Here is a 13506-nt window from a genome sequence, read left to right as displayed (position 1 = left end):
GTCATGGAGATCTCCTCCGTCATCCCGCCCGGGCGGCGGATGATCGACGGCTATCCGCCGGGCGGCTTCCGCGTCGCCGGCACGTTGTACCAGGGGCCGATGCTGATCTGGCCGGAGGGTGAGACGCCCTGGTCTTTGAGCCGGATCGAGGACCTGGACGTGGCCGCTCTCGACCCGGTGCGTCGGATCGACCCGCCGGTCGAGGTGCTGCTGATCGGCTGCGGCCCGCGCATGACGTTGCTGCCCTCGGTGCTGCGGCGGCAGATCCGCGAGGCCGGCATCGGCATGGACGCGATGGACACCGGCGCCGCCTGCCGCACCTACAACGTCCTGATCTCAGAAGGCCGGCGCGCGGCCGCGGCGCTGATCCCGGTCTGAGATCGCCCCTGCGGTTGTTTAACTCGGCCGCTTGTCTAAACTCGAAGTGAGCCGCAGACAGCAGCAGGGAGGGCGCGACATGAAGCCGATGACGGCGGGCATCACCGGGGCTGCGGAGGGGATCGACAACCTCTCCTGGTCGATCCTGGGCCAGACCTATGTGCCGAAGCAGATCTCGGTGGACAGCTTCGCCTGGCACGCCACCTTCGGCATCGGCACCTTCGTGCCGCCGCACATCCACCCGCTGCAGGACGAGTTCCTCTATATCCTCGAGGGCAAGCTCGACTTCATGCTCGACGGCGCCAATGCCAGCGCCACGGTGGGCGATCTTGTGCGCCTGCCGAAGGGCATCCCGCACGGCATCTTCAACAACAGCGGCGCGATCGCGAAGTCGCTGTTCTGGGTGGCGCCGACCGGCCGGCTGGTCGAGCTGTTCCAGGCCATCCACGACCTGCCGCAGCAGACGCCGGAGGCGGTGGTGGCGCTGGCCGCCAAGTACGACGTCGATTTCCTGCCGCCGCCTGCCTAGTTACCCCTTACGCAGCTGGGCTGGGGTGAAGCCGGCGACCGTTGCATAGCCGCGGATGATCGCCTGGCGCTCCGCATGCGGCAGGACGGCGTCGATGTCCTCGAAGCCGTCCGGCGCCAGTTGCTCGATCACGTCGATCACGCCCTCCGGTCCGCCGCTGCGGTTCAGCCGGACGATCTCCGCGGTCTTCGGCCGCCGGTCCGCCTCGTAGCGTTCCAGCGCGGCGACGGCATCGGACGTGTCCGCCAGGGCGTCGGCCAGGGCCCGGGCGTCGAGGATCGCCTGGGACGCGCCGTTCGACCCGACCGGGTACATCGGATGCGCCGCGTCGCCCAGCAGTGTCACCCGGCCGTGGCGCCAGCGCGGCAGCGGGTCGCGGTCGCACATCGGGTACTCCCAGAACTCTGGCGTCGCCGCGACGATCTCGGTGATGTCGGCCTCCGGCAGGGCAAAGCGCCGGGCGTGCGGCAGCACCTCGTCCCGCCGGCCGGGCCGCGACCAGTCCTCGCGCCGCGGCGGGGGCGTGCTGTCGTCGCCGATGCGGGCGCAGACCGCCCAGTTGGTCAGCCGCCGGTCCGGCGCGGTGCCGGGCGCGATCGGATACAGCACCACCTTCGCCTGCATGCCGCCGGCGACGATCATCGTCCGCCCGTCCATATATGCCGGCCAGTCGATCGCGCCGCGCCAGATCATGACGCCGTTCCAGGACGGCGGCCCCTGGTTTGGGTAGAGCGCGTCGCGCACGATCGAATGGATACCGTCCGCCGCGACAAGAATGTCGCCCCGCGCGGTGCCGGCCGGTGCGCCGTGGCGGTCGACGAAATGCGCGGTCACCTCGGTCTCGGTCTGCTCGAAGCCGGCCAGCCGGCGGCCGTGGTGGATCTCGCCGCCCAGCCGCTCGCGCGCCGCCTTGTGCAGCACGCCGTGCAAGCGGCCGCGATGGATCGAGAACTGCGGCACCGGGAAGCCGGCATCCAGGCCGCGCGGCTCGCGCCACACGATCTGGCCGAAGCGGTTGGTGTAGAGCAGCTCCCGGGTGCGGATGGCGACGGCGTCGAGCCGGTCGAGCAGGCCCAGCCCGGCGAGTTCCTGGATCGCATGCGGCAGGGTGTTGATGCCGACGCCGACCTCCCGCGGCTCGGTCGCCTGCTCGAACACGGCGCAGCCGATGCCGCGCGCCTGCAGCATCAGCGCCGCGGTCAGCCCGCCGATGCCGCCACCGACGATGATCGCCTTCATCGGTTGCCTCCCTCGATGTCGTGGCGGCCAAGTCTTCAACCTTGAGCCGGCGCTGGCAAGCTCCGGTGGCGATCCGGGCCGCGAGCGGGCATATAGGGGCCGCCATGCCGACCACCGATTCCCTGGGCCAGAACGGCGAGCAGGTTCGCCGCCTCGACCACGACCGCTACCTGACCTGCCTGTTCGCCCCGGCGCCGCGCCGAGCGGGGCTCTTCGCGCTCTATGCCTTCAACATCGAGGTGGCGAAGACGCGCGAGGTCGTCAGCCAGCCGCTGCTCGGCCAGATCCGGCTGCAATGGTGGCGCGATGCGATCGGCGAGATCTACGATGGCCGGCCGCGGCGGCACGAGGTGCTGGATGCGCTGGCCCCCGCGATCTGGGCCTATGACCTCAGCCGGGCCCATTTCGACACCGTCCTCGACGCCCGCGAGCGCGACCTGGAAGACGAGCCGCCGGCGACCCTCGCCGATCTCGAGCGCTACGCCGCGGACACCGCCGGGCCGCTGCTGCGCCTGCATCTCGAGGTGCTGGGCGTACGTGAGGACGCGGCGCATCGGGCGGCGACGGCGGTCGGCACCGCTTGGGCGCTGGTCGGGCTGATGCGCGCCCTGCCGTTCCACGCCCGGCAGAAGCGCCTGTATCTGCCGCAGGAGATCATCGCCGCCGCGGGCGTCGACCGCGGCCTGCTGTTCGAGATGAAGCCGCATGACGGCCTGCGACGGGCGGCGGCTCGTGTGGCGGAGGCGGCGAGGGAGCGTCTGGCCGAAGCACGGGCCTTGCGCCACGAGGTGCCACGGACGGCTGTGCCGGCCCTGCTGTCCGCGCGCCTGGCCGACGGCTATCTGCGCCGGCTGCGCCGGGCAGGGCACGACGTCTTCTCCGCCCTGGTCCAGGAGCCACCGCCGCTGCGCCAGGCGGACTTGGTGCTGGGGGCCATCCTGGGGCGCTACTAGGTCGTCGATCCATCGATCCCGGGCGCGGCTGCAATCATCGCGCCGTCGTCATAGGATCAAGCACGGGCGACGCCGCTGGGCAGCCTCGGGCCGGGGGGATGGCGAATGGAATTGTCGGGCGACCTGATGGCAACGCATGGCGCGGATTTCGGCAGCAGCGTGCGCCGCGCCGCATTGCGTCTCGGCCTGCTCTACTGGCTGGCCGTCTTTGCCACGAGCAGTGTCTTATGGGGGATCGTCGGGACCGATCCGGTGGACTCCGCTGCCGGCAAGCTGGGGCTGCTTTCCTTCAGCGCCATGCTCACCTTCGGCATCGCGGCCCTCCTGTTCCGGCTGCGGCGTCTCGGGTTCTTCGCCAAGGCGCTGCTGTGCTTCGCCCTGTCGATGATGGCGGCGCCGATCTATTGCCTCGTGGATTTCGGGATCTATTACCTCTGCGTCCCGGCTGGTCAGGCCCGGTTCGATGCGGTCGATTTCGGCTACAACCTGGTCTACGGCACGTCGCTTTTCTTCGGCTGGTCGTGCCTGTTCGTGGCGTTGCTGTACAGCTTCGAGGTGCGCGATCGCGAGCGGCGGCTCGCGGCCTCGCGGGAAGAAGCCTTGTCCGCCCAGATGCGGGCGCTGCGCTATCAGGTCAATCCGCACTTCCTGTTCAACACGCTCAACTCCATCGCCGGGCTGATCGAGGAAGGCGCCGCACCCCAGGCGGGGCGCATGGTGCTGTCCTTGTCATCGTTTCTGCGCACCACGCTGGCCCTTGATCCGTTGCACGATGTTCGGCTGGCAGATGAGCTAGCGCTCCAGGCGGGATATCTGGAGATCGAGCGCGAGCGCTTTTCCGACCGCATGGCCGTGCGGCTGGACGTGGCGCCAGGGCTGGACACGGCGCTGATCCCCAGCCTGATCCTGCAGCCCCTGATCGAGAATGCCGTCAAGCACGGCGTCGGCGGGACGCCGGGCCGGGTGGAAATCGTCATCAGCGCCGACAGGTCGGGGCAAAGCCTGACCCTGGCGGTCGAGAACGACGTCGCGCCGGCCGGACAGGCCGAGGCGCACCGAACGGGAAGCACGGGCATCGGCCTCAGGAACGTGGCGGCCCGCATCGAGGCGTGTTTCCCGGGGGCCGGGTCCTGCACGGCTGGCCATGTGGCGCCCGGGCGCTTCCGTGCCGCGCTGATCATGCCTCTGAGGCTGGCATGAGCGAGGTGACGGTGCTGGTCGTCGAGGACGAACCTCTGGCGCGGCGGCGGCTGGCCCGCCAGCTGGCGTCGATCGGCGGCATGCGCCTGGTGGGCGAGGCCGGCGATGCCGACCAGGCCTGCGACCTGGTCCGCGACCTGGCCCCCGATGTCATGCTGCTGGACATCCAGCTGCCGGGCGGGACCGGCTTCGATGTCCTCGACCGGCTGGGAGCGAACGCGCCGGCGGTGGTGTTCGTCACCGCCTTCGATCACCACGCGCTTCGGGCTTTTGATGCAAGTGCGGTGGACTATGTCACCAAACCGGTGGACGAGGGCCGCCTGCGTGCCGCCCTGTCGCGGGCGCGGCAAGCCGTGCAGGCGCGAAAGAGTGAGGAGCATCTCGCGGAGTTGCGGGAGACGGTCTCCGCGCTGCGCCAGGCACTCCGCAAGCATGAGGGAAGGGCGGCGGAATTCTGGGTCAAGTCGAAGGGAGCGTTTCTCCGCATCCCGTCGGAGCAGGTGACGCGCTTTCAGGCCGATCGTGACTATGTCCGCATTCACGCCGGTGATGGGGCCTATTTCTACCAAGAGAGCCTGGCGTCCTTGGAACGCCGGCTGGACCCCACCGAATTCGTCCGGATCCACCGCAGCACCATCGTCCGGCGCGATTGCATTGCCAAGCTGCGTCAGGCGCCGTTTGCCGCGTTGATCGCGGTGATGACCGACGGCGGTGAAATCCGCATCGGGCGGACCTATTCCAAGGCCATGCGCGACGCGCTGTTGCGGAGCCGTTGACCGGACGAATTCAGCCATTCGTCGGAAACCTGACCGATCGGATGAACCCCGTTGCCACCCGTAGGGGAGGCTGGCGACAGGACGTCCACGCTGGTCGATAGGTGGGCGGGACGATCGATGCGGGGCAAATCTGTTGATGGGACAGTCGAGAGGCCGCGGCCTGTTTGTCACAGCCGGCGTCCTGGCCTTTCTGATCCTGGGGATCGACCGGGGAATGGCCGGGCCGAACGAGGATGCCTTTGCTGCTGCGGGCTACACACTGTGCGATGCGCGCCTGCTCCAGCTGGCCCATGGCGACCGCCTGATCAAGCGGGTTATCCGAAACGCCGGGGAAGCGGTCCGGACCGGCCATAAGGACGGGATCGACCGGGACATTGCGCGCGGTCGCGAGATCAACGCCGGAGACTGGTCGAGATGCCCGGCAGAAGAGGTCTTCACGCCGGACGAGATCCGGATCTTCGCCGCGCGGGCGAAGATGGAATCGGTATCCGCGGCCGAGGAAAGGATCTCGAGGATCCTGCTCGACGGAGGGGCATCTGCAGTGCGCGGCACGATCGAAGCGGCGCGCTGAAGCCGGCAGGGGGAATGATGGAGCGATACAGGAATTCGGGACGGTCTCCGGGGCGCTGGAAGACGGGAATGATCGTGACGCTGGTGCCGATTTTGCTGGCGGGATGCACGCCGGCGAAGCTGCGGCTGGTCGAATACCAGATGAGCTGGATGGTCGGGAAGAACATCTCCGCAGCCGTCGCCGAATGGGGGCAGCCGAACGAACTCGCATCCGCCGGCGAATACTCGGTCTATACGTGGAGCGAAGCCGCCGTTGATCGTTATGATCAGGTTGTCGGGTCAGAGAATGTCGCCGGCCCGAATGGCGGGGTGGTCCAGATCAACACCTATGCGCCGACCGAGCAATGGCGCTACTGCCACCGGTCCCTGTACACGAACAGCGCCGACATCATCGTGAAGGTCGCCGCCGATGGCGATGGCTGCAGCCTGACCTGACGCCTGCCGAGGGCCGGCGCCGACCCTCGGCTGTCCCAAATCGACATCTTGTTCATGACCCTGTCGCGATGGCGGCGGGCCTTGTGTCATGTCCGCAGGTTGGAACGGGCTTGATCCGCCACGCAAGGGGCTGGTAGGGTTTCATTATTCGGAAATCAAGTTCCATAAAGTGGAACAATCCGGGTGATGCATGACCACACTCGATACCGCTGCGGCCGTCCTGCGCTGCTTCACCACCAGCCGCACCGAGCTCACGGTGACCGAGGCGTCGGCGCTGCTGTCGCTGCCGAAGAGCAACATCTCCCGCCTGCTGCGGGCGATGCGCGATGCCGGGCTGCTGGAGACGATCGGCGACAGCAAGCGCTACCGGCCGGGGCCGCTGATCCTCGGCGTCGCGCATCTGTACAGCACCACCTCGTCGCTGGTCGGCCGGGCGGATGCGGTGGTGGCCCGGATCGTCGCCGCGGTCGGCCACACCGGCTATGTCTCGATCCGCGACGGCGGCGAGGTCATGGGCCTGACCTACCATCCCGGCACCAATGTGCTGCGCGTCGCCACGCCGGTCGGCCGGCCGCTGGCGGCCCATTCCAGCGCCACCGGCCGGTCGCTGTTGGCGCGGCTGCCGGACGATCAGGTGCGGGCGCTGTTCCGGGACCCCTGGCCGCCGGTGTCGCCGACCGCGCCGCAGACCCTCGACGAGCTGCTGCAGCGGCTGGACAAGGTCCGGCGCCTCGGCTTCGCGGAATCGCATGACGAGGCCAATCGCGGCGTCGGCGCCCTGGCCGCCGCGGTCGGGTCGCCCGAGACCGGCGAGGCGGTCAGCCTCTGCATCGCCTATCCGCTCTCCACCGTCGCGGCGCAGGAGCGGGAGGACATCATCGCCCGGCTGCTGGCCGGGGCACGGGAGGTCGCGGCCCTGGCCGGCGACCCGAACTGGCAGGCCGGGATCTCGGCCTCCGCAGCGTAACCAAGGGACAGATCATGCGCTGGCGCATCGGCTTCGACATCGGCGGTACCTTCACCGATTTCATCCTCTATGACGGCGAGGGGCGGACGGTGAAGCTGCACAAGCGGCTGACCACGCCGCATGATCCGTCCGAGGCGGCGCTGGTCGGGATCGAGGAGCTGGTGGCGATGGCCGGCATCCAGCTGGCGGATGTCGGAGAGATGGTGCACGGCACCACCCTGGTCACCAATGCGGTGATCGAGCGCAAGGGCGCGAAGCTGGGGCTGATCACCACCCGTGGCTTCCGCGACGTGCTGGAGATGGGCACCGAGCAGCGCTACGACATCTACGACCTGTTCCTGCAGTTCCCGGAGCCGCTGGTGGCCCGCCGGCTGCGGCTGGAGGTGCCGGAACGGGTGGATCGCGACGGCGCCGTGGTCGAGCCGCTGGACCAAGACGCAGTTCGCGCTGCGCTGCGGCGGCTGGTGGCGGAGGGCGTCGAGGCCGTCGCCGTCTGCTTCCTGCATTCCTACCGCAACCCGGAGCATGAGCGGCTCGTTGGCGAGATCGCCCGGTCCGAGTTCCCACAGCTGGCCGTCTCCCTGTCCTCCGAGGTCGTGGCCGAGCTGTGGGAGTACCAGCGCTGTGTCACCACCTGCGCCAACGCCTATGTCCAGCCGCTGATTGACCGCTACCTGCAGCGGCTGGAGCGGGAGCTGGCGGCGCGGGGCTTCGCCGGCACGCTGCGGCTGATGCATTCCGCCGGCGGGCTGGTGGCGCCGGAGACGGCGCGGGCCTTCCCGATCCGCCTGCTCGAATCCGGCCCGGCCGGAGGCGGCCTGGCGACCGCCCTGTTCGGCGCCCTGGCCGGCAAGGCCGACGTCATCTCCTTCGACATGGGCGGCACCACCGCTAAGGCCTGCATGATCGAGGACGGCCGCGCCGAGATCGCGCCGATGATGGAGGCGGGGCGGGTGCACCGCTTCAAGAAGGGCTCGGGTCTGCCGATCAAGGCGCCGGTGATCGACATGATCGAGATCGGTGCCGGTGGCGGCTCGATCGCCTCGATCGACGAGGTCGGGCTGCTGCGCGTCGGGCCGCATTCCGCCGGCTCCGACCCAGGCCCGGCCTGTTACGGCAAGGGCGGCGAGCAGCCGACGGTGACCGACGCCAACCTGGTGCTGGGCTATTACGACCCCGGCTTCTTCCTGGGCGGCCGCATGGCGCTGGACAAGCCGGCGGCAGAGGCCGCGGTGGCCCGGGTCGCGGAGCCGCTCGGCCTGTCGGTCGAGGACGCGGCCTGGGGCATCCACAAGGTGGTGACCGAGAGCATGGCCGCCGCCGCCCGGGTCCATCTGGTCGAGAAGGGTAAGGATCCACGTCGCTACGCCATGGTCGGCTTCGGCGGCGCCGGGCCGGCCCATGCCGCGGGCGTGGCGCGCGTGCTGGGCGTGGCCGAGGTGATCATCCCGCCGGCCTCCGGCGCGGCCTCGGCGCTGGGCTTCCTGGCGGCGCCGCTGTCCTTCGAGCTGGTGCGCTCGCACCCGGTACGGTTCTCGGGTGAGTTCGACGCCGATGCCGTCAACGGCGTGCTGGCGGAGCTGGAGGCCGAGGGCCGACGGCGGCTGGCCGAGGCGGGCGTCGAGGTGGCGGCGGTCACGGTCGAGCGCAGCGCCGACATGCGGCTGACCGGCCAGATGCACGAGATCGCGGTGCCGCTGCCGGCGGGCGCGATCGATGCCGGTAGCATGGAGGCGATCCGCACCGCCTTCGCCGAGGTCTACACCGCCCGCTACACCTCGCTGTATGGCGGGGCGCAGATCGAGGCGATCAACTTCCGGGTCCGCTGCCTTGGTCCGACCCCGACGCTGTCGCTGGCCGGGGCCACCGGCGGCGGCGACGCCGCGGCAAAGCGCAAGGGTGCGCGGCCGGCCCGCTTCGCCGACGGCGTCGTCGAGGCGGTGGTCTATGACCGCTACGCCCTGGTGCCGGGCGATCGGGTCGAAGGCCCGGCGATCATCGAGGAGCGGGAATCCACCACCATCGTGCCGCCGGGCGACACCGTGCGGGTTGACGACACGCTGAACCTGCGCATCGCCATCGGCGTCGCCGCGCCGGTGCAGGCGCTGGTCACGGCTGAAATGACGCTGCCCGAGGCGATGGCGCGGATCGAGGCCGACCCGATCGCGCTGGAGATCATGTGGAGCCGCCTGATTACGGTTGTCGAGGAGATGTGGCTGACGGTCTGCCGCACCGCCTTCTCGCTGGTGATCTCCGAGGCCCAGGACTTCGCCTGCGAGCTGCTCGACCCCGAGGGCGAGACGCTGGCCCATTCGCCGCGGGCGATGCCGGTGTTCAACCTGACCCTGCCGCGGGCGGTGAAGGCTCTCTTGGCCGAATACCCGGCCGAGACGCTGCGGCCCGGGGACGTGCTGGTGACCAACGACCCCTGGCTGTGCGCCGGCCATCTGTTCGACATCGCCGTGGTCACGCCGGTGTTCCATGACGGGCGGCTGGTCGGACTGATGGGCACGGTCGGCCATGTCTCCGACATCGGCGGCACCAAGGACAGCCTGCGCGCCCGCGAGATCTACGAGGAGGGGTTCCAGATCCCACCGATGAAGCTGGTGGAGGAGGGGCGGCCGAACGCGACGCTGTTCCGGCTGCTGGCGGAGAATGTTCGCAACCCGAGCCAGGTGACAGGCGACGTCCACTCTTTCGTCGCCGCCAACGCGATCGGCGCCGATCGTCTCGTCGCCTTCATGCGGGAATACGGCATGCACGACCTGCGGGCCCTGGCGGCGGTGGTGCAGGGCCGGTCCGAGAAGGCGATGCGCGAGGCGATCGCGGCGCTGCCGGACGGCGTCTACCGGTCGGAGATCGAGAACAACCCGCTGGGCGAAAGGCTGCGCTATCCGCTGGCGCTGACGATCGCGGGCGACAGCATCACCCTCGACTTCACCGGCGCGCCGGCGCAGCTGCCGCAGGGCGGGCTGAACTGCACCCTGAACTACACCGAGGCGCATGCGACCTATCCGCTGAAATGCATGCTGACGCCGAATGTCCGCGGCAATGCCGGCTGCTACCGGCCGTTCCAGGTCAAGGCGCCGGAAGGGTCGATCCTGAACGCCAGCCGACCGATGGCGGTCAACCTGCGCACCCGCACCGGCTGGTACATCGCGCCGAACATCTTCCGGGCGCTGTCCGAGGCGGCACCGGACAAGGTGCAGGCCAACACCGGCCTGCCCGTGGCGGCCACGATCTACGGCCGTGACGCCGAGGGCGGCACCTATTCCGACATGCTGTTCATGGGCGGCGGCCAGGGCGCCTCGTCGCATGGCGACGGCAAATCCGGCCTGCTGTGGCCGACCTCGGCCGCGAACACCTCGATCGAGCTGTTCGAGACCAGGGTGCCGGTGTTGGTGCTGGAGAAGACCTATGTCACAGATTCCGGCGGGCCGGGCCGGTACCGCGGCGGGTTGGGCCAGCGCGTCTCCCTGCGCAAGCTGGCGGATGACGGCCTAGCCACCTTCGTCGCGGTCTATCCCGAAGGAGTCGGGAAGACCAATCCCGGCCTGTTCGGCGGCGCCCCCGGCGGGTCGGCCCGCGGCCTGGTCCGTGACGGCGACGGCCAGGTCCTGCGCGACTGCGGCACCGGCGAGCTGGTGCAGCTGAGCAAGCCCGGCGAGATCGTCGAGGTCGTCCTGGCCGGCGGTGCCGGCTTCGGCGATCCGGCGGAACGCCCGCGGGCGGCGCTGGACCGCGATGTCGGCGGCGGGCTGATTTCCGCACCCGCCGACGCCGCCAAGGCCGCCTGAGCTTCGGGGCCGCGCATCGCCTGGATGCGCGGCCCTTTCTCGTTAGGGCACGCCCAAGACCCGCATCACGAAACCAAGACCGCAGCCAAGCGGTCCCACCAGGAGGCTTCATGCAGCACGACCTGACCGCGGATCCCGCCGCGGCACCCCCGGCCGCGGGCGCCACCCGCAGCCGCCATCCCAGCGTGTTCGAGCCGGCGACCCTTGCCCTGATCATCCTGCTCTGCGTCTTCGGCGCCATCATCGGCATGCAGATTCTGGTCAGCCTCGGCGTATCGGCGAACACCTCGCTGATCGGCGCGCTGGCGGCGATGGTGCTGGCGCGCATTCCGCTGGGCCTGTTCGCCCGCTACCGCTCGATCCATGTCCAGAACCTGGCGCAGAGCGCGATCTCCGGCGCCACCTTCGGCGCCGCCAACAGCCTGCTGCTGCCGATCGGCATCCCCTATGCGCTGGGCCGGCCGGACCTGGTGCTGCCGATGTTCGCCGGCGTCGCCCTGGCGATGCTGCTCGACGCGTTTCTGCTGTACCGGATGTTCGACAGCAAGGTGTTCCCGGCCACCGGGGCTTGGCCGCCGGGTGTGGCGGCGGCGGAGGCGATCAAGGCCGGCGACGAGGGTGGCCGCAAGGCGGTGCTGCTGGGCGTCGGCGTGGCCATCGGCGCGGTCGGCAGCTTCTTCAAGATCCCGATGTCGGCCTTCGGCATCGCCTTCATCGGCAACATCTGGGCGCTGGCCATGTTCGGCGTCGGCCTGCTGCTGCGCGGCTATTCCCCTCAGCTGTTCGGCGGCGAGACCTTCGCCGGCATCATCCCCGGCGGCGACCTGATGAAGGCCTATATCCCGCATGGCGTGATGATCGGCGCCGGGCTGGTGGCGCTGCTGCAGGTCGGGTCGACCCTGCTGCGCCGCGACACCGACGGGGCCGCCCGCACCCAGTCGGACGCGGCGCTGCGGCGGGCGCTCGGCCTCGGCACCGCCGGCTACATCGCGCTGGCCATGCTGATCGCGGCGGCCGGCGGGCTGTGGGCCGAGCTGTCCTGGGGCATGCTGGTCGCCTTCGTGGTCTACGCCGCCTTCGCCGCCTTCGTGCATGAGCTGATCGTTGGTCTCGCCGCGATGCATTCCGGCTGGTTCCCGGCCTTCGCGGTGGCCTTGATCACCCTGATCATCGGCATGCTGGTTGGCTTCCCGCCGACGGCGCTGGCGGCGCTGGTCGCCTTCTCCGCCGCCACCGGCCCGGCCTTCGCCGATATGGGCTACGACCTGAAGGCCGGGTACATCCTGCGCGGCCACGGCGCCGACCCGGAGTTCGAGCGCGACGGCCGGCGGCAGCAGCTGTACGCCGCCATGGTCGCCTTCCTGGTCGCCATCGTCGTCGTCTTCCTGTCCTGGGAATCCTACTTCGCCCAGGATCTGCTGCCGCCGGTCGACCGGGTCTATGCGGCCACGATCGGGGCCGGGGTGGCGCCGGACGTGGCGCGGTCGCTCGCCCTCTGGGCGATCCCCGGGGCGCTGGTGCAGTGGCTCGGCGGGTCGAAGCGGCAGATGGGCATCCTGTTCGCCACCGGCCTGCTGCTGATGGCCCCGCTGGCGGGCTGGGCGGTGTTGGCCGGCATCCTGATCCGCGTCCTGTGGACCCGCTGGCGCGGCGAGGAGGGACGCAGCGAGATGGAGGTGGTCGCGGCCGGGGTGATCGCCGGCGACGCTCTGTTCAGCTTCTTCAGCTCCGTCATCACCCCGCTGTTCGGCCGCCGCTAGGCGCTGCCTGCCGCCGCTGCACGAAGTCGAGGAAGGCGCGCAGCGGCGGCGGCATCTGCCGGCGGCTGGGATAGTAGAGGGTGAAGCCGGGGAAGGGCGGCGTCCAATCCTCGAGCATCCGCACCATCCGGCCGGATTCGACCAGCGGCCGGATCTGCAGGTCGAACAGATAGCCGATGCCGACGCCGTCCAGCACCGCCCGGATCGCGACCTCCGGCTCGGTCACGGTAAGCGGCCCTTCCACCGCCACCTCCAGCTTCTCCGCGCCGCGCTCGAACTCCCAGCGGTACAGGCTGCCGTCGGTCGGCCAGCGGAAGTTGATGCAGCGATGGTGCCGCAGGTCGCGCGGCGTCTCCGGCGCGCCGAAGCGCTCGAGATAGGACGGGGCGGCCACCACCATCAGCTCGAGCTCGCCGCCCAGCTTTACCGCGACCATGTCGCGCTCGACCATCTCGCCGAGCCGGAGGCCGGCATCGAAGCGCTCGGCGACGATGTCGACCAGCCGGTCCTCGGCCACGATGTCGAGGGCGATGTCCGGATAAGCCGCCTGGAACGGGCCGATCAGCGGCGCCAGGCGGTGGATCGCGGCGATGCGCGAGGCGTTGATCCGCAGCACGCCCGCCGGCGTGTCGCGCAGCGCCCGGACATTGGCGACCGCGGCGTCGAGATCGGCCAGGGCCGGCAGCAGCCCGGCCAGCAGCCGCGCCCCGGCCTCGGTCGCCGCCAGGCTGCGTGTGGTGCGGTTCAGCAGCCGCAGGCCCAGCCGCTCCTCCAGCCCGCGGATGGTCTGGCTCAGCGCCGAGCGCGACAGGCCCAGCTGCGCGGCGGCACGGGCGAAGCTGCCATGCTCGACGATCGCGGCGAAGGCCCGCAGCTCGGCGTAGTCGCTGCCGCGCATTGTG

Annotated in this window: 12 protein-coding genes; 10 read left to right on the top strand and 2 right to left on the bottom strand. The window is 70.1% G+C overall.

What is annotated here, in order from left to right; all coding sequences use genetic code 11:
• Positions 1-3 precede the first annotated feature (3 nt).
• Positions 4-378 carry an Mth938-like domain-containing protein gene (locus QFZ27_RS29345; RefSeq protein ID WP_429229992.1) on the top strand — a complete coding sequence of 125 codons (375 nt, stop codon included), beginning with the start codon at positions 4-6 and terminating at the stop codon, positions 376-378.
• 79 nt (positions 379-457) lie between these two features.
• Positions 458-907: a cupin domain-containing protein gene (locus QFZ27_RS29340; protein ID WP_429229991.1), complete on the top strand. Its 450-nt coding sequence runs from the start codon at positions 458-460 to the stop codon at positions 905-907.
• On the opposite strand, the gene QFZ27_RS29335 is transcribed toward QFZ27_RS29340, so the two are convergent.
• On the bottom strand, positions 908-2146 hold the full coding sequence (locus QFZ27_RS29335) for a flavin-dependent oxidoreductase (RefSeq protein WP_429229990.1): 1239 nt from the start codon (positions 2144-2146) through the stop codon (positions 908-910). It abuts the gene before it with no gap.
• A 104-nt stretch (positions 2147-2250) separates the two neighbouring features.
• On the opposite strand from QFZ27_RS29335, the gene QFZ27_RS29330 reads away from it, so the two are divergent.
• The 8 genes from QFZ27_RS29330 to QFZ27_RS29295 all read left to right on the top strand — a co-directional run bounded on the left by QFZ27_RS29330 (position 2251) and on the right by QFZ27_RS29295 (position 12604).
• Positions 2251-3099: a phytoene/squalene synthase family protein gene (locus QFZ27_RS29330; RefSeq protein ID WP_429229989.1), complete on the top strand. Its 849-nt coding sequence runs from the start codon at positions 2251-2253 to the stop codon at positions 3097-3099.
• Positions 3100-3204: 105 nt separating this feature from the next.
• Positions 3205-4299 (top strand): sensor histidine kinase, encoded by a 1095-nt coding sequence (locus QFZ27_RS29325; RefSeq protein ID WP_429229988.1) that lies wholly within the window; start codon positions 3205-3207, stop codon positions 4297-4299.
• The gene (locus QFZ27_RS29320; RefSeq protein WP_429229987.1) at positions 4296-5075 is read left to right on the top strand and encodes a LytR/AlgR family response regulator transcription factor; all 780 of its coding nucleotides are present in this window, start codon (positions 4296-4298) and stop codon (positions 5073-5075) included. The genes QFZ27_RS29325 and QFZ27_RS29320 overlap by 4 nt, the downstream gene beginning before the upstream one ends.
• A gap of 136 nt (positions 5076-5211) precedes the next feature.
• Positions 5212-5646 (top strand): hypothetical protein, encoded by a 435-nt coding sequence (locus QFZ27_RS29315; protein WP_429229986.1) that lies wholly within the window; start codon positions 5212-5214, stop codon positions 5644-5646.
• Between the two features lie 68 nt (positions 5647-5714).
• Entirely contained in the window at positions 5715-6080 is a 366-nt protein-coding gene (locus tag QFZ27_RS29310) for a hypothetical protein (RefSeq protein ID WP_429229985.1), read from the top strand.
• 190 nt (positions 6081-6270) lie between these two features.
• Positions 6271-7047 carry an IclR family transcriptional regulator gene (locus QFZ27_RS29305; protein WP_429229984.1) on the top strand — a complete coding sequence of 259 codons (777 nt, stop codon included), beginning with the start codon at positions 6271-6273 and terminating at the stop codon, positions 7045-7047.
• Between the two features lie 14 nt (positions 7048-7061).
• Positions 7062-10844: a hydantoinase B/oxoprolinase family protein gene (locus QFZ27_RS29300; RefSeq protein ID WP_429229983.1), complete on the top strand. Its 3783-nt coding sequence runs from the start codon at positions 7062-7064 to the stop codon at positions 10842-10844.
• Positions 10845-10954: 110 nt separating this feature from the next.
• Positions 10955-12604: an OPT/YSL family transporter gene (locus QFZ27_RS29295; protein WP_429229982.1), complete on the top strand. Its 1650-nt coding sequence runs from the start codon at positions 10955-10957 to the stop codon at positions 12602-12604.
• Here QFZ27_RS29295 and QFZ27_RS29290 read toward each other — a convergent pair.
• Positions 12579-13502, bottom strand: coding sequence for a LysR family transcriptional regulator (locus QFZ27_RS29290; RefSeq protein ID WP_429229981.1), 924 nt, complete (start codon positions 13500-13502; stop codon positions 12579-12581). The two genes, QFZ27_RS29295 and QFZ27_RS29290, sit on opposite strands and share 26 nt — an antisense overlap.
• Between the last annotated feature and the right edge of the window lie 4 nt (positions 13503-13506).

The organism is Inquilinus ginsengisoli (assembly GCF_050434925.1).
GTDB lineage: Bacteria > Pseudomonadota > Alphaproteobacteria > DSM-16000 > Inquilinaceae > Inquilinus > Inquilinus ginsengisoli_B.
Note: the sequence above shows the minus strand (reverse complement) of the source record. Positions and strands in the feature narration are given on the sequence as shown.